Raw genomic sequence first — 22891 nt, 5'->3', positions numbered from 1 at the left:
CGATCTCGGGCAGCGGGCCGTCGGCGTCGTAGGCGGAGAGGTCGCGGCTCCAGACCTGTTCGAGGAACTGGATCGCGGTGGCCGGGCGGACCTGCCGAAAGTGGCTTTCGCGACACTGCCCGGCCTCACTAGACGCGGGTTCAGCCGGGCGGGGCCGTGAACGGGCCAGAGGTGCACGGGTGTCCTGAAGGCCCCCTAGCGCACGAGGCGCGACAGCACGGGGGCGAGGTCGCCCCGCTCCCCCATCACGACCCCGTCCAGCCCCTGCCACTCCGCCATCAGCCGCAGCTCGCCCGCCAGCTCACTCGCGACCCGCGCGACGTCGACCCCGGGCTCGGAGAAGGCGCCCTGGACGCGAAGCACACCGGCGGCCCGGTCGCATTTGAGGTCGACCCGGCCGACGAGTTCGCCGTCGAGCAGGAACGGGAACACGTAGTACCCGTAGATCCGCTTCGGCTCGGGAACGTAGATCTCGATGCGGTAGAAGAAGTCGAAGATGCGCTCGGTCCGGGCGCGTTCCCAGATCAGCGGATCGAACGGCGACAGCAGCGCCCGGCCGGTGACCGACCTCGGCGCCTTCGCCGCGACGTGCCGGTACGCCGGGGCGGCCCAGCCGTCCACGGTCACCGGTTCCAGCACGCCCGCGTCGACCAGTTCGGCCACCGCCCGCTTGCTGACGTCGGGGCCGAGCCGGTAGTAGTCCCGCAGGTCCGGTTCGGTGCCGATGCCCAGCGCGACGGCCGCGCGGGTGATGAGCTCGCGCGCGCCCTCCTCCGGGCTCACCCGCCGCGACAGGATCTCCGGCGGCACGACGCGTTCGGTCAGGTCGTACAGCCGCTCGAACGACCGGCGCGTGCCGGTGGTCAGCTGCCCCATGCCGAACAGCCACTCGCAGGCCTTCTTAACCTCCGACCGCTCCCACCACGAGCCGGGCTTGTACCCGCCCGAGTCGCTCTCCAAGGCGCGCTCGATACCGCCCGCGCCGATCGGCCCCTGTTCCTTGACCACGGCGAGGATGTCGTCCACCAGCTGGGGCGTCTGCTCCAGCACGCGCGCGTAGTTCGTCCACCAGCCCATGCGCTTCGCCCCGGACCGCAGCAGCGGCCAGTCCGCCACCGGCAGCAGACTCGCCTCGTGCGCCCAGGATTCGACCAGCATCCGGGGCTTGCGCGCGGAATGGGACCACGCCGCGTCGTCCACCAGCGCGGGCTCGTACGCGCCGAGCCGGGAGAAGATCGGCATGTAGTGGGCGCGGACCGCGACGTTCACCGAATCCAGTTGCAGCAACTGGGTTCGCGACAGCACGCGTTGCAGATGCCGTCTCGTCACCGCCCCGCTCGGACGTGCTTCGGCGAATCCCTGCGCGGCCAGGGCGATCCGGCGCGCGACCGGTCCGCTGATGGTCGAAGTGCTCATCGTCGGAATGGTGCCATCCGCCACCGACAGTTTCCGGCGGTCCGGCTACCTCCACCTTCCTCCCCACCCCCACCCTCAACGGATGGAGCTTCGCTCCGCTGTAGGTTTCCAGCATGGCCGCCGCCGAAGTCCGCCCAGCAGTCGTGTCCGACGCCCCCGAGATCGCGCGCATCCAACGCGACACCTGGCGAAGCGCCTACACGGAACTGCTCGGCGAAGCGGCCGTCGCCGAGCTCGACGTCGTAGAGCTCGAAAAGACCTGGGCCGAAACGATCGAGTACCCGGGCACGCGCGTCTTCCTCGCCACCGAAGGCGACTTCACCGTCGGCTTCTGCGTCGCGGGCCAGGCCCCGGAGAGCGAGGTGGCCACCGCCGACGGAGCCCTGCCCGACGACGCCTCGACGACGGCGCTCATCGCGTCGCTGCTGGTCGAGCCCCGCTGGGGACGGCGCGGGCACGCGGGACGGCTGCTGGCGAACGCGTCCGCCTGGCTGCGCGCGGACGGCGCCACCCGCGGGATCAGCTGGGTCGCCCAGACCGATCACGCGTCACTGGGATTCTTCCGCCGCGCGGGCTGGTCCCCCGACGGGACCGTCCGCATCCTCGACACCGGAAGCACGAACGTGCGCGAAGTCCGGCTCACCGGCGGCCTCGACCTCGAGCTCACTCCCTGACTTCGCGAACACGACCCAGCGCATCACCGAGTACATGAAGACGCCTTCGCACGCCCCGGCGATGAGCCGGGAAAGCCGGTAGTCGACGCCCAGCGCGGCCAGTCCCGCGCCGACGCCGAGCAGGAACGCCAAGTAGTTGATGACGATCGCGACGACGTACAGCACCGCCTGCCTGCCGACCGGCGCGTGCGAGCGGAAGTTCATGCTGCGGTTGAGCACGAAGCTCAGCCCGAACGCCACCCCGTAGGCGAGCGTGATCGCCAGCCACACCGGCAGCCCGAGCCAGCCGCGGAGCAGGGTCAGCAGCAGCAGGTCGACCCCGAAGGTGAACCCGTTGATGAGCGCGAAACCGAGGAAACTCGGCGCCACCAGCCGGGAAAGCCCGAAGGGGAGGCGCCGCACCACGGCCGCGCAGAAGTCGGCGAAGCGATCCGCGAAACCTCGGCCGCGGACCGCGTCGTGCACGTCGGCCACGCCGTCAGCATGGCAGCGGCAGGTGACCGCGAACCGACGAACAGGTGATCTTCTGGTGCGCGCCCGAGTCCGGTAACGGGGGCTGGCCCCAGTGCGACCCGTATTTCAGCTGATAACTTGGAGAGGACGAAGATAACGGGGAGGCAACGATGGTGGGCTGGTTGCTCCTGTCGTTCGCGGTCGCCTTCGGTTCGGCGATCCTGCCCGTGGTCAGCATCGAGATGTTCCTCATCGGCCTGTGCGCGAGCCAGCCGACCATGCCGTGGCTGCTGCTCGGCGCCATCGTCGCGGCCGGCCAGGTCGGCGGGAAGACGCTCTACTACCTGGCCGCGAAGGGCACGATCAAGCTGCCGAAACCCCTGCACGACCGCCTGCACCGCGAGCGGCCGCCCACCCCGCGGCGGGAGCGCTGGCGGGCGCGCACCAAGAAGATGCGCGCCCGGCTCGACGCCCTGCGCGAACGCTGCCATCGGCATCCGCATTGGATGGCGGGCACGTACGGGGTGAGTTCGATCCTCGGGCTGCCGCCGTACATGGCCACGAGCGTGCTCGCGGGACTGGTGCGGATGCCGCTGGTGAGCTTCCTGGCCACCGGCTTCCTGGGCCGCTGGCTGCGGTTCAGCCTGCTGGCCGCCTCACCGGCCCTGTTCGCCGGCTGGTTCCACTACTAGGCCGCCCGCGTTCAGCCCTCTGAACGTGGGAGGCGCCGAGTACATGGAGGCCCCCTTCACTGCGCCTAGCGCAAGGAAGGGGGCCTTCATGTACTCAGCGGGGTGTGAGCTCAGCGGGAGACGGCTTCGAGTTCGACGGCGCGCCGCATGGTCGCGCGGGCCCGTTTCCGGTCTCCCGCGATCTCGTACGCGTAAGCCAGCCGGTACCAGACGCGCCAGTTCTCCTGATCCGCCTCGACCTCGGCCCGGCGCTCGTCGAACCAGGCGTCCGCGGCGTCGCGATCCACCCGGCCCGAAGGCCGCCGGGGCAGGTCGGACACGTCGGGCAGGCCGCCTTCTTCGTCCAGCCGCCGCGAAAGCCGCTGGATCTGGACGCCGGAACGCCAGGTGGTGACGATGATCCAGATCCCGAGCAACGGCAGCAGCAGGACGCCGACTCCGAAGAGCACCGGCACCGTCTCCCCGGTGCCCACCAGCGCGATGCCCCGGCCCGCCAGCAGGACGACGTAGACGGCGAGCGCCGCCGTCATCACCAGCGCGAAGTTGCGGGCCCTCACAGGTCGAGGATGTTCTCGAGACCGACCGTCAGGCCGGGTCGCGTGAGCACCGAGCGCACGCCGAGCAGCACACCGGGCATGAACGACGTGCGGTGCAGCGAATCGTGCCGGATGGTCAGGGTCTCCCCCTCGCCGCCGAACAGGATCTCCTCGTGCGCCACCAGTCCGGGCAGCCGCACCGAGTGCACGCGGACGTCGTCGACGAGCGCGCCGCGGGCACCGTCCACTTCGGACGTCGTCGCGTCTTCGCCGGGCGCGAGGCCGGCTTCCGCGCGGGCCTCGCCGATCAGCCGGGCGGTGTGCGCGGCGGTGCCCGACGGCGCGTCGGCCTTGCGGTTGTGGTGCAGCTCGATGACCTCGGCCGAGTTGTAGAACCGGGCGGCCTGCTGGGCGAAACGCATCGCCAGCACCGCGCCGAGAGCGAAGTTCGGCGCGATCAGCACGCCGAGGGACGGGTCGGCGGCGAGCCACGTGCGCAGCTTCTCCAGCCGCTCCCCGCTGAACCCGGTGGTGCCGACCACGGCGTGGATCCCGTTGCCGGTCAGGAACTCCAGGTTGTCCATCACCGCGTCGGGATGGGTGAAGTCGACGACGACCTGCGCCTGCTTGAGCGCCGAGAGGTCGTCTCCGGCGTCGAGCTCGGCGACGAGGTCCATGTCGTCGGCGCCGTTGACGGCGTTGACCACTTCCTGGCCCATCCGGCCGCGTGCGCCCAGCACACCGACGCGAATTCCAGCGGTCATGATGCGATCACCTCGTGCAGATCGTCCGGCAGGTCGTCGGCGTGAGCGTACGGCCCGACGACCGCCGCCGCCGACACGCCACCAGGGCGACGCAGCAGAGTGCGAGCGAGCGCACAGACCTCTTCGGTGGTGACGGCGTCGATCCGCGCCACCGTGTCGTCGACGCCGAGATAGCGGCCGTAGTTCAGTTCGTTCTTGCCGATGCGCGACATCCGCGACGAGGTGTCCTCCAGACCGAGCACGAGCCCGCCCCGCAACTGCCCCTTCGCCCGCGCGACCTCGGCTTCGCTCAGCCCGTCCTTGCCGACGAGTTCGAGCACCTCGCGGATCACCCCGGCGACCTCGCCGAGCTTCTCCGGCTGGCAGCCCGCGTACACGGCCATGTGCCCGGCGTCGGCGTAGCTCGCGACGGACGAGTACACCTGGTACGCCAGCCCGCGCTTCTCGCGGACCTCCTGGAACAGGCGTGAGCTCATCCCGCCGCCGAGCGCGGCGTTGAGCACCGACTGCGCGAACCGCCGGTCGTCGTGCCGCGGCAGCGACCGCAGGCCGAGCATCACGTGCGCCTGCTCGGTGTCGTCGGTGTGCAGGGCGAGTTTCGGCGCCATCGCGATCCGCGCGCGCCCGCCACGCGGCGGCACCGGCGTCGCCGATCCGGTCAGCTTGGTCCGCAAAGCCTTGCGCACCAAGCGAAGCACCTGACCGTGCTCGATGTTCCCGGCGACCGCGAGCACCATCCGCGGCAGCGTGTAGCGGCGCCGGTAGAACCCGCGCAGTGCCGACGCCGACATCTCGATGATGGACTTCTCGCTGCCGAGCACCGGACGTCCCAGCGCGTGGTTGCCCAGGATCGCGCCGACGAACGTCTCGTGCAGCAAGTCTTCCGGGTCGTCGTCGCGCATCGAGATCTCTTCGAGCACGACACTGCGCTCGGTCTCGACGTCCTTGTCCGTGCACAGCGCTTCGAACACGACGTCGGTGACGAGGTCCATCGCGAGCGGCAGGTCCTCGTCGAGCACCTGCGCGTAGTAGCAGGTGTGCTCCTTCGCGGTGAACGCGTTGAACTCGCCGCCGACCGCGTCGATCTCCTCGGCGATCTGGGTGGCGTCGCGGTTCGTGGTGCCCTTGAACAGCAGGTGTTCGAGATAGTGCGCCGCGCCTTCGACCGACGACGGCTCGTCGCGCGACCCGACGCCGACCCACAGCCCGACCGTCACCGACCGGGAAGCGGGCACGTGCTCGGTGATGACCCGGAGGCCACCGGCCAGCACACTGCGCTTGACCACCGCACCGTCCGAAGTGGACTCAAGAGTGCGGGTGCTGCCGATGGGCTGTTCGTGCCCGGAGATCTGACGAGCCAACGGATCCCTTACTCACATGTCAGGAAAGGGTCGTTCAGGACGAAAAATGTCCCGAACGACCCTTTCCTGACGTTTCACATCGGTTTGGCCAGGACTACTGCGCGTCGGCCTTCGGGGCCTCGGCCTTGTCGCCCTCGGCGGGCTTCTCGGCGGCGTCGGCGGCGTCGTCTTCCTTGACCACGATCAGGCTGATCTTGCCGCGGTTGTCGATGTCGGCGATCTCGACGCGGAGCTTGTCGCCCACGTTGACCACGTCCTCGACCTTGGCGATCCGCTTGCCGTTGCCCAGCTTCGAGATGTGCACCAGGCCGTCCTTGCCCGGCAGCAGCGAGACGAACGCGCCGAACGCGGCCGTCTTCACCACGGTGCCGAGGAAGCGCTCGCCGACCTTGGGCAGCTGCGGGTTGGCGATGGCGTTGATCTTGTCGATCGCCGCCTCCGCCGACGGGCCGTCGGCCGCGCCCACGTAGATCGTGCCGTCGTCCTCGATGGAGATGTCGGCGCCGGTCTCCTCGGTGATCGAGTTGATCATCTTGCCCTTCGGGCCGATGACCTCGCCGATTTTGTCCACCGGGATCTTCACGCTGGTGACGCGCGGGGCGTACGGGCTCATCTCGTCCGGGCCGTCGATCGCCTCGGCGATGACCTCCAGGATGGTGAGGCGAGCGTCCTTCGCCTGCTTCAGCGCGGCCGCGAGGACCTCCGACGGGATGCCGTCGAGCTTCGTGTCGAGCTGGAGCGCGGTGATGATGTCCTTGGTGCCGGCGACCTTGAAGTCCATGTCGCCCATGGCGTCCTCGGCACCGAGGATGTCGGTCAGCGCGACGTAGCGGGTCTCGCCGTCGACCTCGTCGGAGATGAGGCCCATGGCGATGCCGGCGACCGGCGCCTTCAGCGGGACACCCGCGTTCAGCAGACCCATGGTCGAGGCGCAGACCGAGCCCATCGAGGTGGAGCCGTTGGAGCCCAGCGCCTCGGAGACCTGGCGGATCGCGTACGGGAACTCGTCCCGCTTCGGCAGGACCGGGACCAGGGCGCGCTCGGCGAGCATGCCGTGGCCGATCTCGCGCCGCTTCGGCGAACCGACGCGGCCGGTCTCGCCGGTGGAGAACGGCGGGAAGTTGTAGTGGTGCAGGTACCGCTTCGTGGTCTCCGGGGAGAGCGAGTCGATCTGCTGCTCCATGCGGAGCATGTTCAGCGTGGTGACGCCCAGGATCTGGGTCTCACCGCGCTCGAACAGCGCGGAACCGTGCGCCCGCGGGATCACGGCGACCTCGGCGGCGAGCGAGCGGATGTCGGTCAGCCCGCGGCCGTCCATGCGGATCTTGTCCGTGAGGACGCGCTTGCGCATGATCTTCTTCGACAGGGCCTTGAACGCCGCGCCGATCTCCTTCTCGCGGCCCTGGAAGGCTTCGCCCTCGCCCAGGCCGACCTTCTCCAGCACCGCGGCCTTGACCTGGTCGGTCGCGTTGTCGCGGTCCTGCTTGCCCGCGATGGTCAGGGCGTTCGCGAGGTCGTCGGTCGCGATGGCGGCGACGGCGTCGAACGCGTCCTGCTCGTAGGCGAGGAAGACCGGGAACTCGCCGGTCGGCTTGGCTGCCAGCTCGGCCAGCTGCTGCTGGGCCTCGCACAAGACCTTGATGAACGGCTTCGCGGCTTCGAGGCCCTCGGCGACCGAGACCTCGTCCGGCGCCTTGCCGCCGGCGGCGATCAGGTCGAGGGTCTGCTCGGTGCCCTCGGCCTCGACCATCATGATGGCGACGTCGTCACCGACGATGCGGCCGGCGACCACCATGTTGAAGGTGGCCTGCTCCAGCTGCTTCCAGGTCGGGAACGCGACCCACTGGTCCTCGATCAGGGCGACGCGGACGCCGCCGACCGGACCCGAGAACGGCAGGCCGGCGATCTGGGTCGAGGCCGAGGCCGCGTTGATCGCGAGCACGTCGTACGGGTCGTCCGGGTTGAGGCTCTGGACGGTGATGACGACCTGGATCTCGTTGCGGAGACCGTCGGCGAACGACGGGCGCAGCGGCCGGTCGATCAGGCGGCAGGTCAGGATCGCGTCGGTCGACGGGCGACCTTCGCGGCGGAAGAACGCGCCGGGGATGCGTCCGGCGGCGTACATCCGCTCCTCGACGTCCACGGTCAGCGGGAAGAAGTCGAAGTGGTCCTTCGGGTGCTTCGACGCGGTGGTCGCCGAGAGCAGCATGGTCTCTTCGTCGAGGTACGCGACGACGGCGCCGGCGGCTTGACGGGCCAGGCGGCCGGTCTCGAAGCGAACGGTGCGGGTGCCGAAACGGCCGTTGTCGATCACGGCTTCGGTTTCGTGCACGGTGACTCCGGTGGAGTCGGTCATAGGGTGTATCTCCTCTTTTGATCCTCTGTAACGGCGCGAGTCTCCCACCCTGGGACCTGTTTCGCCTGCGGACGCTCGAGGAGTGAGGCCGGTCTTCGATCGAAGCCCCCGGGCCGTTGCCCGGGAACCACTACCGAGGACCGGCGGACGGTTCCCCGGGCGCGCTCGCGCCGCGTGTTCCGGTACTTGGACCGAGGGGGAGCGACCGATGTGGTCACTCCCCCTCGGATTCAAGCTATCGGCGAAGGCCGAGGCGCTGGATCAGCGCACGGTAACGCTCGATGTCCACCTTCATCACGTAGTTCAGCAGCCGGCGGCGGCGGCCGACCAGCAGCAGAAGCCCGCGACGGGAGTGGTGGTCGTGCTTGTGAGCCTTGAGGTGCTCGGTGAGGCCGACGATGCGCTTGGTCAGCAGCGCGACCTGGGCCTCCGGGGATCCGGTGTCCGAGTCGTGCACGCCGTACTCGGCAAGGATCGACTTCTTCTCTTCGGTGGACAAAGCCACAGTGGTGCTCCTAGATATTCTGTGCCGTGCGGCCCGGACGATGCTTCACGCCGGGTGAGACGGTCACGGCCGCCACGGACTGCAGCCGGACCCGACCATCGAGGTTACCAGCCTCGTGATCAGCGGCTTCAGGCGCGGGCGTGGTTCAACGCGTACGACCGGATCACCCGGTAGCGCGACAAGCCCTGCTCACGGTCACTGCTCATCAGAACGGCCTCGGTCGCCGTCCAAGTCTCACTGGTGAACCCGGCCAGCCGCTCCTCCCACGCGCTCGCGGCTTCCGGCCGGTCGCGGGGGAAGCGGGCCAGTGTCAGGTGGGCCACGTACGGCCTGCCCTCACTCTCCGCGCCGGCCTTGACGGCCAGCCCGTGGAGCCCGGTTCCACCGACACTCAACCACAGGACCCCGGGGAATGTCGCGGCCTTTTCCAGCCGGAGGTCGACGGGCTCCGCTCCGGCCAGCCTTCCGGCGAGCCATTCGCCTCGTTCACCCGCGTCGTCCGCGCCGTGGAAACCGAGGGTGATATGCCAGTTCTCGCGCGCTGACCAGCGGAAATCGCCGTCTTCGGGCGTACCCAGCGCGGCGGCGACCTCGTCGAGGACGCCGTCCGGCGGGATCAAGGCGCTGAACAGCGGCATCGTCAGGTTTGCTTGGCCGCCCGGCGCAGCAGGTCCGCCAGTGACGGGAAGTCGTCGTCGAGCAGCTTCGCGGCTTCGGTGAGGTCTTCGTCCTCGCCGATGTCCCGCAGCGCGACGAGCACCCCCTGGTCGTCGGCGACGGCGCCGACCGGGATGCTGTCCCGGCCCACCGTCGGCCGCGAGTCGCGGACGTCTTCCAGCGCCTCCTGCATGGCCTTCCGGTCCCCCGCGGCGACCGCCGGGACCAGCACCTTGCGCTCCAGCATGATCATCTTGGCGAGCACGACGGGGTTGCCGATCTTCGCCCGGCGCCCGCTCATCACCTGGCTGAGCATGGGCGCGCTGATGCCGAGGACCTCGGCGAGGAAGGCCTGGGAGATGTCGAAGGCGACGACCAGTCGCCGCACCCGATCGCCGAGCGGCTCCCCGTACCACTCCTTCTGCAGCGCGATGTTCCGCTGGACGATCTTGTGGTCCTCCACCTGGTCCGCTCCCCTAACCCCGTCGAACGCCCTGCGCGGTCCGTGACATCTTGCCACCGAAACGCACCGTGACGGGTGTGTTTGTCGATTCTCGTCCGGCTCCGTCCGGGGCCGGTCAGTCCTGCTCGCCCAGCATTTCCCTCGTCCGCGCGACGTCCTCGTCGATCTGTTCCACCAGACCGTCCGACGTCGGGAAACGGACCTGATCCCGCAGCCTGGCAACGAAATCGAGCGCGACGTGCTGCCCGTAGAAGTCCTCGTCGATGTCGAGGACGAAGGCCTCGACGGTGCGTTCCCGCCCCGAGAACGTCGGGTTCGTCCCGACCGAGACGGCGGCGCGAAGCCGCCGGGCAGGATCCGACGAACGGGTGAACCAAGCGCTGTAGACACCGTCGGCGGGCACGGCGGCGAACCGCGGCGTCGACAGGTTCGCCGTGGGGTAGCCGAGGTCGTGCCCCCGCCGGTCGCCCCGGACGACGATGCCCTCCAGCCGGTGCGGCCTGCCGAGCGCTTCGGACGCCGCGACGACGTCGCCGGCGTCGATGCAGGAGCGGACGTAGGTCGAGGAGAACGTGATCTCGTTGTCCGCCTGCTCCTGCGCGAGCAGCCCCTGCAGTTCCGCCCCGTGCGCCACGAAACCGAACCGCTTCCCCAGCGTGCGCAGCAGATTGACGTCACCGGCGGCCTTCGCGCCGAAGGTGAAGTTCTCCCCCACGATCACCGCGGCCGCGTGCAGTTTGTCCACCAGGACCTCGTGCACGAACTCGTGCGCGCTCAACCGCGACAGTTCGAGGGTGAACGGCAGCACGCAGAAGACGTCCACGCCCAGGCCCTCGACCAGTTCCGCCTTGCGGCGCAACGTGGTCAGCTGCGCGGGATGGCTGCCCGGCCGGATCACCTCCGACGGATGCGGGTCGAAGGTCAGCACCACGCTCGGCACACCACGTTCGGCGGCGGCGCGGACCGTCCTCGAGATCAGCTCCTGATGTCCGCGGTGCACGCCGTCGAAGACGCCGATCGTCACCACGCACCGTCCCCAGCTCCCGGGGAGGTCACCCAAACCACGCCAACGCTGCACTTGTGCCCCGTCTCCTCAGCCCGCTCCGTGCACCACCCTAGGCGGGCAGCAACACGACCACCGAGCGGGCCAGTTCGCCTTCGTCCGCGGCGAGCGCGAGCACCCGGCCGTCCGGACCGAACATCCCGTAGGTGCCCTCGATCCCGGCCGAGGGCACCCTCTGTCCATATCGGACCGCCTGCGCCGTGCGGGCGTCCAGATCGCGGCGCGGGAACGCGGCGGCGACGGCGGCGTCGAGGTCGAGCGACAGCTCCGGCTTGTCTTCGAGCTGATCGAGCGTGCGCGCCTTGGCGAGCGTGAACGGCCCGACCGTGGTGCGCCGCAACGCGAGCAGATGCCCGCCGACACCCAGCCCGGCGCCGAGGTCGCGGGCCAGTGCCCGGACGTAGGTCCCCGACGAACACTCGACGACGGCGTCGAGTTCGATCCGGCCCGCCTCGCGGCGCGTGGCGAGCAGATCGAAACGGTGCACGGTGACCGGACGCGGCGGGATCACGACCTCTTCGCCGGCGCGGACGCGGGCGTACGCGCGCTTCCCGTCGATCTTGACCGCGCTGACCGCGCTCGGCACCTGCTGGATGTCGCCGGTCAGCGCGGCGATCCCGGCGGCGATCTCGTCGTCGGTGACCTTCTCGACGGCGTCCGCGGCGGCTTCGGCGATCGGTTCGCCCTCGGCGTCGTCGGTCGTGGTCGACAGTCCCAAAGAGAGGGTCGCGAGGTAGGTCTTGCGGTCCAGGGCGAGGTGGCCGAGGAGTTTCGTCGCGCGTTCGATGCCGAGCACGAGGACGCCGGTGGCCATCGGGTCGAGGGTGCCGGCGTGCCCGACCTTGCGGGTGCCCATGAAGCGCCGTGCCTTGGCGACGACGTCGTGGGAGGTCATCCCCGACGGCTTGTCGACGATGACGAGACCGGGCGGCGGGGCGGGACGTTTCTTGGCAGGAGCCTGATGGGGGCGCGACACGGGCCGAACCCTATCTTTCGGGTCTTCGCCTAGGACGAGACGGGCAGCGGCGCTTCGGCGTCCCAGCGGCGGCGCCGGATCTGCACCGGGATCCGCTCGCCGCGGGCCTCGGCCTCGAACAGCGCGGCGCGGGTCCGCCGCCACCACACGAGCATCCGGAAGGTGCCGAACGCGAGCACCGCGATGACGGACAGCAGCGCCAGGCGGAACACGCCACCCGTCCACTCCAGCAGCACGCCGACGGCGAGCGCGGAGATCGTCGTGGCCACGAACCCGCCGACGTTCACGACACCGGTCGCGGTGCCGACGCGCGAGAGCGGGTTGTAGTCCCGAGCCAGCGCGAAGCCGATCATCGACACGGGGCCGCCGAGGGAGAGGAACGCGAACGCGGGGACCAGGACCGCGATCGGGGTCGTCCCGCTCCAGCCGAGCAGGATCGCCCACATCACCGCGGCGCCGCCGATGTACCCGCCGACGATCGGCATCCGCAGCGACGGGCGCCGTCCGATCAGGCCGCCGATCACCGGGCCGCCCAGCATCGAGCCGAACACGAAGACGATCAGCAGCGAACTCGCGGTGGACTTCGGGAATCCCTGTCCCTGCACCAGGAACGGGACACCCCACAGCATGGTGAGCACGTTGGGCGCGAACATCGTGCTGAAGTGGACCCAGAAGCCCAGCCGGGTCCCCGGTGTGCGCCACGCGTCGGCGACCTGACGGCCGAGCAGCTTCGGATGCACCTTTTCGCGCACGGGCTCCGGCCTGCCGGGCGGGTTGTCCTTGACGCGAAGGGCGACGACGGCGGAGTACAGCGCGGTCACCAGGCCGACGCCGAGGAAGGTCGGGGTCCAGCCGGGACCGTCGAGCAGCAGGCCGAGCGGGACGGTCGCGGCGAGGTTGCCGACGTACCCGATGGCCCCGGTCAGCGCGGCGAGCAGGGCGTACTGGCGGCCGGGGAAATGCGCGGCGATCAGCCGCATGATGCTCACGAACGTCAGCGCGTCCCCGAAGCCGACGACGCCGCGGGCGAGCAGGCCCAGCGGGTACGAATCGGCGGTCGCGAGCAGGATCTGCCCGAGCCCGAGGAAGAACACGGCGGCGGTGAGCACGCGGCGCGGACCGTAGCGGTCGACGAGGACGCCGGTGGGGATCTGCATCGAGGCGTAGACGCCGACCTGCAGGACGGTGAAGGTGCCGAGCGCGGCCGCTCCGACGCCGAAGCGGTCGGCGGCCTGGAGCCCGGCGACGCCGAAGGACGTGCGGTGGAACACGGCGAGGAGGTAGACGGTGACGGCGGCGAACCAGATGAACCAGGACCGGCGGGTGGCTCGGCCTGTCACAGTGTTTCCTCCTTGAGAACGGGTTCGGGCGAAGACAGACGCCCGCGTTGCCGCCTCATATAGTTGTAGCTCCTAAGCAACGGCGAAACATACCCGTTACCCGGGTGGTTTTCGCCACAGCACGGGCCGCCTACCGGCGCGTTTCGCGGGGTGGGTCAGGCCGCGCGGACGGCGCCTTCCACGGCCCACCGGCCCGAGCGCCACCGCACCAGCAGGGTCGCCAGCCGCAGGAGCATGAACAGCGAGAGCCCGGTCCAGATCCCGGCCAGCCCCCAGCCGAACACGAGCGACAGCCAGATCAACGGCAGGAACCCGAGCGCCGCGCTCAGCAGCGTCGCGTTGCGCAGGAACGCGGCGTCGCCCGCGCCGAGCAGGACGCCGTCCAGCGCGAACACCACCCCCGCGATCGGCTGCAACGCGACGAAGAACCACCACGCGTGCGGGATTTCGCCGAGCACGGCCGCGTCCGAGGTGAACACCTTCGGCAGCACCCCGGCCAGCGACGCGAACACGACCCCGAGGAAACAGCCGAACACCAGGCCGTAGCCGGTGATCTGGCTCGACAGACCCCGCGCCCGTTTGCTCGCGCCGGCGCCGAGGGCGGCCCCGACGAGCGACTGCGCGGCGATCGCGAGCGAGTCGAGCACCAGCGCGAGGAACGTCCACAGCTGCAGGACGACCTGATGCGCGCCGACGGCCTCGGTGGACGTCCGCGCGGCGACCGCGGCGGCCGAGACGAAGCACGCCTGGAAGGCGAGACTGCGCAGCACGAGGTCCCGGCCGAGGCCGAGCTGGGCGCGCATCACCTTCGGCTCCGGGCGCAGCGGGACCCGCTCCCGCACCAGGGCGACGATGAACAGCGACGCCGAGATCACCTGCGCGACGACGTTCGCGATCGCCGAACCTTCCAGTCCCCAGTCCGCGCCGTACACCAGCACCGGGCACAGCACGGCGGAGATCCCGTTGCCCGCCAAGACATAGCGCAACGGTTTCGCGGAATCCTGGACACCGCGCATCCAGCCGTTGCCCGCCATCGTGATCAGGATGAACGGCGTCCCGAACAGCGCGATCCGCAGCCAGGAGACGGCGGCGTCGGTGATCGCGGCGTCCCCGGAGAGCACCCGCGCGATGGGCGCGGCCAGCAGCTGCCCGGCGACGATCACGACCAGCCCGACGATCACCGCCAGCCAGGTCGCCTGGACACCTTCGCGGACCGCGTCACCCCGCCGTCCGGCGCCGTGCAGACGCGCCGTCCGCGACGTCGTGCCGTAGGAGAGGAACGTCAGCTGGCTCGAAACCTGCGACAGCACGACGCCGCCGACGGCGAGCCCGGCCAGCGGCAACGCGCCGAGATGCCCGACGACGGCCGTGTCCACCAGGACGTACAGCGGCTCGGCGGCGAGGACGCCGAGCGCGGGCACGGCGAGACCGAGCACGCGTTTCGGCGGGACGCGCTCGTCGGGTTCGGAAGCTTCAGGCACCGATGCAGACTAGACGTCTGGTACGACAGTCCCAGTCGCCGGGAAGATCAGCGGAGGACCGGTTCGTACCGTTTCCGCTGACGGAGTGTCTCGAACTGCCGCGCTGTGTCGAGCGTGACACTCACGAGGAAGACCAGGACCACCAGCAGGGCCACCCCGGCGAACGGAAACCTCGGGCTCACGTCCAGCACGGCCAGGCCGACGGCCGGGATCGACGCGACCACACCCGAGCAGACCGCTCCGACGCCGATGATCCGGTGGCGCACGTAGCCGATGTAGTCGGCCGTCCACCGGCCCGGCCGGATCCCGGGGACGAAGCCGCCCACGCGCACGAGATCACGGGTCACCTGGTCGATGTCCATCGTTCCCACCGCCCGGAGGAACGCGAAGAGGCAGACGAGCACGAAGCAGATCGCGATCCGTCCGGGATTCCCCTCGTCGCGCAGCCAGTCCACGCCGGGCCAGAACCCGGGCAAGGACACCAGCGCGGCGGCGAGGACCGCCGGGCTGTTCGCCTGGGGGAACCGGAGCGGAACGTAGGCCGGTGTCCCTCCATAGGCGCGCACGCCGATCATCCGCTTGGCGTACTGCACCGGGATCCGGCGCTGCGCCTGGGCGAAGACGATCGTGAGCACCGTGATCGACAGCGTCACGGCGGCCATGACCGCGATGGCGGCCCAGCCCTTCGTTTCGTACACGCGCGGGAACTCCGCCGGCAGCACCGCCAGAACCTGGGTGAGAAGCAGGGTCCGGACGCCGTCGCCGAAGCCGCGGTCGGTGATCACCTCGGTCAGCCGCAGGACCACCGCGGCGCCCGCCGTCAGGCACGCCACCGTCGCGGTCCCGCCGAGGACGTCCGGGCCCCGGGGCACGACCACACCGATGGCACCCAGCAGGCCGAGCACGACGGTGAGCCGCCGCCGGTACCGCGTCAGCACGCGGGCACCGGCTTCGCCTTCGGCCCGGAGCGCGGCCAGCCGCGGGATCAGGACGGTCAGCGCCCGCAGGACGGATGGCGCGGCCAGGCAGGGCAGGACGCCGAACGCGAACACCGGGAGGGTGGCCAGGCCACCGCCGGTCAGCAGGTCGAGGATCCAGCGCAGCGGGTGATCGGCTTCCGGCGCGCGGACGGTCACGAGGGGAGCGGGCAGGCTCTGGCCCAGCCGGAACACCACGATCACGCCCAGCGTGACCAGGATCCGGCGGCGGAGGGAGTCGCTGGCGTTCATCGGGAACGACGCTAGGAACCGCCGATGAAATTACGATGACACCGCCCGTCACCGGGTCACAGCAGCGGCGCCCTCGACAGTGCCGTCCTCAGCTTGCCGAGCACCTCGTCCGCCGTGCCCTCCGCGGTGCATCCGGCCGCCTGCCGGTGCCCGCCGCCGCCCAGTTCCCCGGCCGCGGCCGAGACGTCGACACCGCCCGCGGAACGGAGTGAGACCGTCCACCGGCGCAGCGGCCCGGTCGGTTCGGCTTCCTTGAGCACCACGGCGACCCCGGCCTCACGCGTGGAGCGGATGACGTCGATCACCGCTTCGACCTCCTCGGCGCGCACACTCCGCGCGGCTTCGAGGGTCACGACGGCGTGCGCGAGCCCGAAACCGCGTGCCTCGTCCGGTTCGAGCCGGGCCCCGGCGAGGACGTCCGAAAGCATCGGCAGCCACGCGAACGGGTGGTCGTCGACGATCTCGCGGACCACCTTGTCCGGGTCGACACCGGCTTCGAGCAGCTTCGCGGCCATCAGGTGGGTGGACGGCCGGGCGCGGCGGAATCCGCTCGTGTCGGTGACGAGTCCCGCGTACAGGCAGCGCGCGATCGGCTCGTCGATCTCGGCGCCGAGCTCCTGCAGCAACGCGAACACGAGGACGGCGGTGGCTTCGGCGGTGTCGTCGACGACGTGGGTCGTGCCGAAGAAGACGTTGGACGCGTGATGGTCGATCACCAGGACCTCACCCCCGGCCGCGCGGACGGCGTCCACCCGCGGCGCGAGTTTCCCGAGCCTGCCCGGCGTCGGCGTGTCCAGCGCGATCAGCAGTTGCTCGCTTTCGGGCAGTTCGCTCGCGGGGACGTAGAGCCCGCCGACGTCCAGGCCCCGCAGGGTCTCCGGCATCTCTTCGGGTTCGCCGACCGAGACGCGGACCTTGACGCCGCGTAGCTGGAGGGCCCGGCCCAGTGCCAGCGCGCTGCCGAGCGCGTCGGCGTCCGGCCGGACATGGCCGAGCAGGGTCACGTCGTTCGCGCGCGCCAGGAGCGCGGCGGCTTCCTTGAGGTTCGGCACTGGAGTCGCTGTCACAATCAGTCAAGCTACGCTCTACCGGATGTCCGAGTACGCGATCCTGGTCTACCCGTCCGCCAACCGGGTCTACACCGACTCCACCCCGGCCCTGCTGCGCGCGGAGCTGGCGGTGTTCGGCCTGTCCGCGCTGGAGACCGAGATCTCCGAGATCGGCGAGACGGAACTGGGCGGCGTCGGCTACCTCACCTTCACCACGCCCGCCCCGCTGAGCGAACGCGACCTCGCGCTCCTTTCGAACCTTTCGGCGCTGTACGCGCTGTTCGAACGCGGCGACGGCGTCCTGAAGCCGGTGACGATCAGCCCGCTCGCGAACTTCGACTCGGATCTGCTGACCATCCAGAAGTACCCGGGCAAGACGAACGAGCTGTTCACCAAACTCCTCGTCAACGTCACCCTGCTGGCGACGGCGAACCCGGCCGCGATGCTGGGGAAACCGTTGCACCTGCTGGATCCGCTGTGCGGCCGCGGCACCACGCTGAACCAGGCGATGATGTACGGCTTCGACGCGACCGGGCTCGACGTCGACGGCAAGGACTTCGATTCCTATGAGCTGTTCGTCAAGACGTGGCTGAAGCAGAAGCGCATCAAGCACAGCGCCGAATCCGGTCAGGTGCGCCGCAACAAGGTCCGGCTCGGCAGGCGGCTCGACATCGGCTTCGGGATCACCAAGGAGCGGTACAAGGCGGGTGAGGTCCGCAAGCTGAGCTACCTCAACTGCGACACGCTCACCACGGACGAACTGCTGCGGCCGAACTCGGTGGACCTCATCGTCACCGACGCCCCGTACGGCGTGCAGCACGGCAGTCACCGCACCCAGGACGCGTCGCTCGCGCGCAGCCCGCGGGACCTGCTCGCGGCCGCGGTCCCGGTGTGGACGCGGGTGCTGCGGCCGGGCGGCGCGATCGGGATCTCCTGGAACACCAACGTCGCGCCGCGCGAGGAGCTCGCCGCGATCCTGGACAAGGCGGGCCTGGACGTCCGCGAGGACGGCCCGTACGCCGGGTTCGCCCACCGGGTCGACCAGGCGATCGTGCGGGACCTGATCGTCGCCGCCAAACCCGTCTAGCTCCTCACCTTTCCGCCGCCCGGCCGACACGCGTGTCCAGACGGACGACACGTGTGATCAGACGGACGACACACGCGCGGCCGGGCCTCCGGCGAGTGGCGCCGCCACGGGCTTCCAGTATCTGGAACCGGCACCGGCTTCGTTGACCGGAACGGGCATGCCTTCCTAAAGTCGGCTCTGCGAGAAGGAAAGCGGCGTTCAATGCCGCGCCGAAGACATTTCCTTTTCGATCTTTCCGCTTTCGGCGATTCATGCTGCCCATTTCCGTGAGACAGGTGTCTTATGACCAGTGACTTGGACGCGCCACCGGCGGCACCTGCCCGGCCGGAGGAGGCCTTGAAGATCGTGCCCGCCCGGCGGCCGCTGACCTGGCTGGCGGCGGCGGTGGTCGCCGTGCTGGTGGCCATGGCCGGCCACGCCCTGGTGACCAACCAGGCCTGGGAATGGTCGGTCGTCGCCGACTACGTGTTCGCCGACGCCGTTCTCTCCTCGATCGTCCTGACGGTGGAATTGACGGCGTTCGGCGTGGTTTCGGGATTCTTGCTGGGTACGGTTCTCGCGCTCATGCGCATTTCCCGGAATCCGCTCCTACGGTCGGTCAGCTGGACTTATACGTGGATCTTCCGTTCGGTCCCGCTCATTCTCCAGCTGCTTTTCTGGTACAACCTCGCCATTCTCTACAACGAGATTTCCTTCGGCGTCCCGTTCGGCCCGTCGTTCGTCTCGTTCGACACGATGAGCCTGATCCCGCCGTTCCTAGCGGCAGGCCTCGGGCTCGGCCTGCACCAGGCCGCCTACGCCGGGGAGATCGTGCGCGCCGGATTCCTCGCGGTCGATCAGGGACAGCGGGAGGCGGCCGCGGCGCTGGGCATCCCGCCGGGCAGGCAGTTCCGCCGGATCGTGCTGCCGCAGGCGATGCGCTCGATCGTGCCGAACGCGGCCAACGAGATCATCGGCATGGTCAAGAACACCTCGCAGGTGTACGTGATGGCGCTGCCCGAACTCTTCTACCAGGTCCAGGTGATCTACAGCCGCAACGGCCGGGTGATCCCGCTGCTGCTGGTGGCCACCGCCTGGTACCTGCTGCTCACCACGCTCCTTTCGGTGGCGCAGTTCTACGTCGAACGCCACTACGCCAAGGGCGCGTTGCGCACCGTCCCGCCCACTCCCCTGCAGAAGGCCCGCGAGGGCCTCGCCAAACTGAAGGCGGCGACCCGATGAGCGACGACTTCAAGGTGGACGTCCGCGGCGTGCACAAGGCTTTCGGCGCGCTGACCGTGCTCGACGGGGTCGACCTCCGGGTCCGGCCCGGCGAGGTGACCGTGGTGCTGGGCCCGTCCGGCTCCGGCAAGTCCACGCTGCTGCGGCTGATCAACCACCTCGACCGCGCCGACCGCGGCTTCATCAGCGTCGGCGGCGAACTGATGGGCTACCGGCGTTCCGGCGACCGGCTGTACGAACTGCGCGAGCGCGAGATCCTCAACCAGCGCACGCGGATCGGGTTCGTGTTCCAGAACTTCAACCTGTTCGGGCATCTCACGGCGCTGGAGAACGTCGTCGAGGCACCGATTTCGGCTCAGCGCCGATCGCGCGCCGAGGCGACGGAGCACGCCCGGGAGCTGCTCACGCTGGTCGGGCTCGCGGACAAGGCGGACGCGTATCCCCGGCAGCTCTCCGGCGGGCAGCAGCAGCGGGTCGCGATCGCCCGCGCGCTCGCGGTGCGCCCCGAAGTCCTGCTGTTCGACGAGCCGACGTCCGCGCTCGACCCGGAACTGGTCGGCGAAGTGCTCGACGTGATCAAGAAACTCGCCCGCGGCGGCACCACCATGATCGTCGTCACCCACGAGATCGGCTTCGCCAGGGAAGTGGCCGACACCGTGGTGTTCCTGGACGCCGGCCGCGTCGTCGAACAGGGCCCGCCCGCACAGCTCCTCGACACGCCCGAGCATCCCCGCACCAGGGCGTTCCTCGAAAAGGTCCTTTAAGGAGTACCACCGTGAGAAAGCTCTTGTACCCGATCCTGCTCCTGTCGGCGGTCGCGCTGACCGCGTGCGGGACGACCGAAGCCGCGGCCCCCGCCGCATCACAGCCCGGGACCTCGGGGATCAACATCACCGCGCAGCAGAACCGGATCCGCGCGCAGAGGGTCGGCGCCGTCGCGGATCTCGTGCCGAAAGCGGTGCGCGACACCGGGAAGCTGACCGTCGGCACCACCGGCAACAGCACTCCCCCGCTGACCTTCCGCGCCGACGACGACAAGACGGTGATCGGCGTCGAGATCGACATCGCGCAGCTGGTCGCGGACGTGCTGGGGCTGGAGCTCGACCTGCGGGCGACGTCCTGGGAAAACCTCTTCCTCTCGGTGGACACCGGCCAGTACGCGGCCGGGTTCTCCAACATCACGGTGACCGAGGAGCGCAAGGACAAGTACGACTTCGCCACCTACCGCAAGGACACCATCGCCTTCGAGGTAAAGAAGAACCGCGATGTGACGGTGAAGGAGCCCAAGGACATCGCCGGGCTCAAGGTGGGCGTGGGATCCGGGACGAATCAGGAACAGATCCTGGTGCGCTGGGACGAGCAGAACAAGGCCGCGGGCCTGAAACCCGTGGAGTTCCAATACTTCCAGAACACCTCCGACTACTATCTCGCCTTGCAGTCAGGCCGGATCGACGCCTACGCGGGGCCAAACCCGACTGCCGCATACCACGTCGCCGTGGACGGGCAGACGAAGATCGTCGGCACCGTCTCCGGCGGCGGGCAGATCCCGGCCGACATCGCGGCGATGACCAAGAAGGGCAACGGACTCGCCGAGCCGCTGCGTCAAGCCATCCAGAGCGTGCTCGCGAGCGGCCAGTACGCCGAGGTGCTCAAACGCTGGAACCTGGGGAACGAGGCCGTGGAGGCCTCGCAGATCAACCCGCCGGGCCTTCCGCGCAAGTAGTCCTCCGAACGCGGTAGCCGGTGACGCCGGCTACCGCATCCAGAGGACGAAATGCCTGGTCAGACCAGGCGTTCCCCGATGAACTTCATCATCTCGGGCATGATGCCCCGCCAGTAGTCGTCATCGTGCTCGCCCGCGGACAGCTTCCCGACGGCCGGCTGCACGGCCTTGATGAGCTTGCGGTCGGCGCGGGCGAACGGATCCGCGTTCCCGCACCACACCCCGGTGGACGACGCCGAGAGATCGCCGGTGTGCAACAGCGGCTCATGCGCTTCCCACTGCTCGCGATCCGCGAAGACCTTGCGGGACCTGGCATCGGACCAGCTCACGAACAGCGCGGCGCTCGCCACGGCGACGGCTTTGAGGTTCTTGTGCTCGCGGGCGTAGCGCAACGCGCCGAAACCGCCCATCGAGATCCCGAACATCGCGGACGGCGGGCGCAATTGGCGCTGGGAGAGCCAGCCCGGCAGTTCGTCGGACAGCATCCGCTGCGGGTCGTCGCCCTTGCCGACGTCCACCCAATAGCTGTCCCCGTCGACGGCGGCGACCGCGAAGGCGGGCAGGCCGTCCGCGACGGCTCGGTTCAGCGCCTTCTGCACTTCGAGATTCAGGAACGTCCGGGCGTCCGCGCCGCGGCCGTGCAGGGCGACGCAGACCGGCATCCCGACCCGGGACACGCCGTCGGGCGCGATGATGACGAGATTGACGTCGCGGTTCCGGGCCGCGGACCGCATCTTCTGCACCGTGACCGCTTCGGTGAGCGGGGTCGGGGTGCTCGGTGGGGCCGCCGCGGGCGGCCCCACCAATGGTGCTTTCTCGGCGCCACAAGCGGAAAGCAGCGCCGAGCCGCCGAGAGCCGCGGCTCCCAGCAACAGGCCACGCCGGTTCAGGGCGTGGCCCGGTTCCTCAGCTGCGAGTCTCCTCATCGGCGAACTCATCGTCTGTGGCCTCTTCCCGTGGCGGTTTGTACGGGTCGGCTTCACCGGCGTGCTGTGCTCCGGTCGCCCGGCGGGCGACCTCCGCATCGGCTTCCCTGGCCTTCGCGAGGAGGTCCTCGATGTGCTTGGCTTCTTCAGGGATGCTGTCGGCCACGAAGGCCAGCGTCGGAGTGTAGCGAACTCCCGTGCCCTGGCCGACCTTCGTGCGCAGGACGCCACGGGCGGATTCGAGCGCCGCCGCGGCGCCGGCGTGGTCGGGCGTGGACTCGAGGTTCTCGCCGAGCACCGTGTAGTAGACCGTGGCGTCGTGCAGGTCCGCGGTGATCTTCGTGTCGGTGATGGTCACGTGGTTGAGCCGCGGATCCTTGATGTCGTGCTCGATCGCGTGCGCGACGATCTGTGAGATCCGCTTGGCGAGCTTGCGAGCCCGAGCGGGGTCGGCCATGGGATTCGTCTCCTCGAAAAGATCTTCAATCAGTCATCCGGGCCGAGCAGCCGGCGGTGGGCGGAGAGCAGTTCGAACTCCGGCCTGCTCCCCACGAGGCGCTCACACGAGTCGAGCACGTCACGAACGTGCTCGCCACTCGCCGCGACCACGGCCACGCCGATCAGTGCGCGCCGGTGCAGGTCTTGATGACCGGCTTCGGCGACGGAGACGTCGAAACGCCTGCGCACCTCGGCCAGCACCGGCTTGATCACGGATCGCTTCTGCTTGAGCGAATGAACGTCGCCCAGCAGGATGTCGAGCTCAAGAGCTCCTACGAACATGGGGGGGGTTCTGGGTTGTCTGGAAGGTGAAGCGGGGGGGCCCCCCCCCCCAGGGGGGGGGGGCGCCCCGGGTCACTTACTACGACGCGGTTTTGGGATAGTGAGACGTTCGCATATATATGATAGAGTTTGATCACAC

At 69.6% G+C, this 22891-nt stretch carries 23 protein-coding genes and 1 pseudogene; 6 read left to right on the top strand and 18 right to left on the bottom strand.

Annotation, left to right across the window (positions count from 1 at the left end; translation table 11 throughout):
• Positions 1-195: 195 nt before the first annotated feature.
• Positions 196-1416 (bottom strand): crosslink repair DNA glycosylase YcaQ family protein, encoded by a 1221-nt coding sequence (locus tag AB0N89_RS38160; RefSeq protein WP_364215626.1) that lies wholly within the window; start codon positions 1414-1416, stop codon positions 196-198.
• A gap of 113 nt (positions 1417-1529) precedes the next feature.
• On the opposite strand from AB0N89_RS38160, the gene AB0N89_RS38155 reads away from it, so the two are divergent.
• A complete protein-coding gene (locus AB0N89_RS38155) occupies positions 1530-2090 on the top strand; it encodes a GNAT family N-acetyltransferase (protein WP_364215623.1) in 561 nt (186 codons plus the stop codon).
• 18 nt (positions 2091-2108) lie between these two features.
• Here AB0N89_RS38155 and AB0N89_RS38150 read toward each other — a convergent pair.
• Positions 2109-2459: pseudogene (locus tag AB0N89_RS38150) on the bottom strand (GtrA family protein); the annotation flags it as partial.
• Positions 2460-2713: 254 nt separating this feature from the next.
• Between AB0N89_RS38150 and AB0N89_RS38145 the strand changes: the two are divergent.
• The gene (locus tag AB0N89_RS38145) at positions 2714-3235 is read left to right on the top strand and encodes a hypothetical protein (RefSeq protein WP_364215620.1); all 522 of its coding nucleotides are present in this window, start codon (positions 2714-2716) and stop codon (positions 3233-3235) included.
• 110 nt (positions 3236-3345) lie between these two features.
• Here AB0N89_RS38145 and AB0N89_RS38140 read toward each other — a convergent pair whose 3' ends face one another.
• The 13 genes from AB0N89_RS38140 to AB0N89_RS38080 form a co-directional block, all read right to left on the bottom strand.
• The gene (locus AB0N89_RS38140; RefSeq protein WP_364215617.1) at positions 3346-3792 is read right to left on the bottom strand and encodes a tetratricopeptide repeat protein; all 447 of its coding nucleotides are present in this window, start codon (positions 3790-3792) and stop codon (positions 3346-3348) included.
• A complete protein-coding gene (dapB, locus tag AB0N89_RS38135) occupies positions 3789-4535 on the bottom strand; it encodes a 4-hydroxy-tetrahydrodipicolinate reductase (RefSeq protein WP_364215614.1) in 747 nt (248 codons plus the stop codon). The genes AB0N89_RS38140 and dapB overlap by 4 nt, the downstream gene beginning before the upstream one ends.
• Entirely contained in the window at positions 4532-5896 is a 1365-nt protein-coding gene (locus AB0N89_RS38130) for a pitrilysin family protein (protein WP_364215611.1), read from the bottom strand. Before AB0N89_RS38130 ends, dapB begins: the two co-directional genes overlap by 4 nt.
• 94 nt (positions 5897-5990) lie before the next feature.
• Entirely contained in the window at positions 5991-8252 is a 2262-nt protein-coding gene (locus AB0N89_RS38125) for a polyribonucleotide nucleotidyltransferase (RefSeq protein WP_364215609.1), read from the bottom strand.
• Between the two features lie 235 nt (positions 8253-8487).
• Positions 8488-8757, bottom strand: coding sequence for a 30S ribosomal protein S15 (gene rpsO, locus AB0N89_RS38120; protein ID WP_003084034.1), 270 nt, complete (start codon positions 8755-8757; stop codon positions 8488-8490).
• Positions 8758-8885: 128 nt separating this feature from the next.
• Positions 8886-9395 (bottom strand): RNA 2',3'-cyclic phosphodiesterase, encoded by a 510-nt coding sequence (gene thpR, locus AB0N89_RS38115; RefSeq protein ID WP_364215606.1) that lies wholly within the window; start codon positions 9393-9395, stop codon positions 8886-8888.
• A 2-nt stretch (positions 9396-9397) separates the two neighbouring features.
• The gene (locus AB0N89_RS38110; RefSeq protein ID WP_364215603.1) at positions 9398-9877 is read right to left on the bottom strand and encodes a helix-turn-helix transcriptional regulator; all 480 of its coding nucleotides are present in this window, start codon (positions 9875-9877) and stop codon (positions 9398-9400) included.
• A 115-nt stretch (positions 9878-9992) separates the two neighbouring features.
• Entirely contained in the window at positions 9993-10955 is a 963-nt protein-coding gene (locus AB0N89_RS38105; RefSeq protein WP_364215600.1) for a bifunctional riboflavin kinase/FAD synthetase, read from the bottom strand.
• Between the two features lie 37 nt (positions 10956-10992).
• Positions 10993-11916, bottom strand: coding sequence for a tRNA pseudouridine(55) synthase TruB (gene truB / locus AB0N89_RS38100; protein WP_364215597.1), 924 nt, complete (start codon positions 11914-11916; stop codon positions 10993-10995).
• 29 nt (positions 11917-11945) lie between these two features.
• Positions 11946-13256, bottom strand: a complete 1311-nt coding sequence (locus AB0N89_RS38095) for an MFS transporter (RefSeq protein WP_364215594.1) — start codon at positions 13254-13256, stop codon at positions 11946-11948.
• Positions 13257-13411: 155 nt separating this feature from the next.
• Positions 13412-14737 carry an MATE family efflux transporter gene (locus AB0N89_RS38090; RefSeq protein WP_364215591.1) on the bottom strand — a complete coding sequence of 442 codons (1326 nt, stop codon included), beginning with the start codon at positions 14735-14737 and terminating at the stop codon, positions 13412-13414.
• Positions 14738-14784: 47 nt separating this feature from the next.
• The gene (locus tag AB0N89_RS38085) at positions 14785-15966 is read right to left on the bottom strand and encodes a preprotein translocase subunit SecY (protein WP_364215588.1); all 1182 of its coding nucleotides are present in this window, start codon (positions 15964-15966) and stop codon (positions 14785-14787) included.
• Between the two features lie 56 nt (positions 15967-16022).
• A complete protein-coding gene (locus tag AB0N89_RS38080) occupies positions 16023-17018 on the bottom strand; it encodes a DHH family phosphoesterase (RefSeq protein ID WP_364215629.1) in 996 nt (331 codons plus the stop codon).
• 40 nt (positions 17019-17058) lie between these two features.
• Here AB0N89_RS38080 and AB0N89_RS38075 point away from each other — a divergent pair, with 40 nt between their 5' ends.
• From AB0N89_RS38075 to AB0N89_RS38060, 4 genes are all read left to right on the top strand, one after another.
• Positions 17059-18102 carry an SAM-dependent methyltransferase gene (locus AB0N89_RS38075; protein WP_364215585.1) on the top strand — a complete coding sequence of 348 codons (1044 nt, stop codon included), beginning with the start codon at positions 17059-17061 and terminating at the stop codon, positions 18100-18102.
• 282 nt (positions 18103-18384) lie between these two features.
• Complete coding sequence (locus AB0N89_RS38070) at positions 18385-19323, top strand: amino acid ABC transporter permease (protein WP_364215583.1); 939 nt, start codon at positions 18385-18387, stop codon at positions 19321-19323.
• A complete protein-coding gene (locus tag AB0N89_RS38065; protein ID WP_364215580.1) occupies positions 19320-20087 on the top strand; it encodes an amino acid ABC transporter ATP-binding protein in 768 nt (255 codons plus the stop codon). The genes AB0N89_RS38070 and AB0N89_RS38065 overlap by 4 nt, the downstream gene beginning before the upstream one ends.
• An 11-nt stretch (positions 20088-20098) precedes the next feature.
• On the top strand, positions 20099-21046 hold the full coding sequence (locus tag AB0N89_RS38060) for an ABC transporter substrate-binding protein (protein WP_364215577.1): 948 nt from the start codon (positions 20099-20101) through the stop codon (positions 21044-21046).
• Between the two features lie 59 nt (positions 21047-21105).
• Here AB0N89_RS38060 and AB0N89_RS38055 read toward each other — a convergent pair whose 3' ends face one another.
• From AB0N89_RS38055 to AB0N89_RS38045, 3 genes are read right to left on the bottom strand one after another with little or no spacing between them, the layout of a single operon-like run.
• The gene (locus tag AB0N89_RS38055) at positions 21106-21972 is read right to left on the bottom strand and encodes an alpha/beta hydrolase-fold protein (protein WP_364215574.1); all 867 of its coding nucleotides are present in this window, start codon (positions 21970-21972) and stop codon (positions 21106-21108) included.
• Positions 21953-22429, bottom strand: coding sequence for a 30S ribosome-binding factor RbfA (gene rbfA / locus AB0N89_RS38050; RefSeq protein ID WP_191254601.1), 477 nt, complete (start codon positions 22427-22429; stop codon positions 21953-21955). The genes AB0N89_RS38055 and rbfA overlap by 20 nt, the downstream gene beginning before the upstream one ends.
• Before the next feature lie 29 nt (positions 22430-22458).
• Complete coding sequence (locus AB0N89_RS38045) at positions 22459-22752, bottom strand: DUF503 domain-containing protein (protein WP_364215571.1); 294 nt, start codon at positions 22750-22752, stop codon at positions 22459-22461.
• Between the last annotated feature and the right edge of the window lie 139 nt (positions 22753-22891).

The sequence above is a fragment of the Amycolatopsis sp. NPDC089917 genome (genome assembly GCF_040684635.1).
Lineage (GTDB): Bacteria > Actinomycetota > Actinomycetes > Mycobacteriales > Pseudonocardiaceae > Amycolatopsis.
The sequence above is the reverse complement of the archived record's forward strand: the minus strand, read 5'-3'. Positions and strand labels throughout refer to the sequence as shown.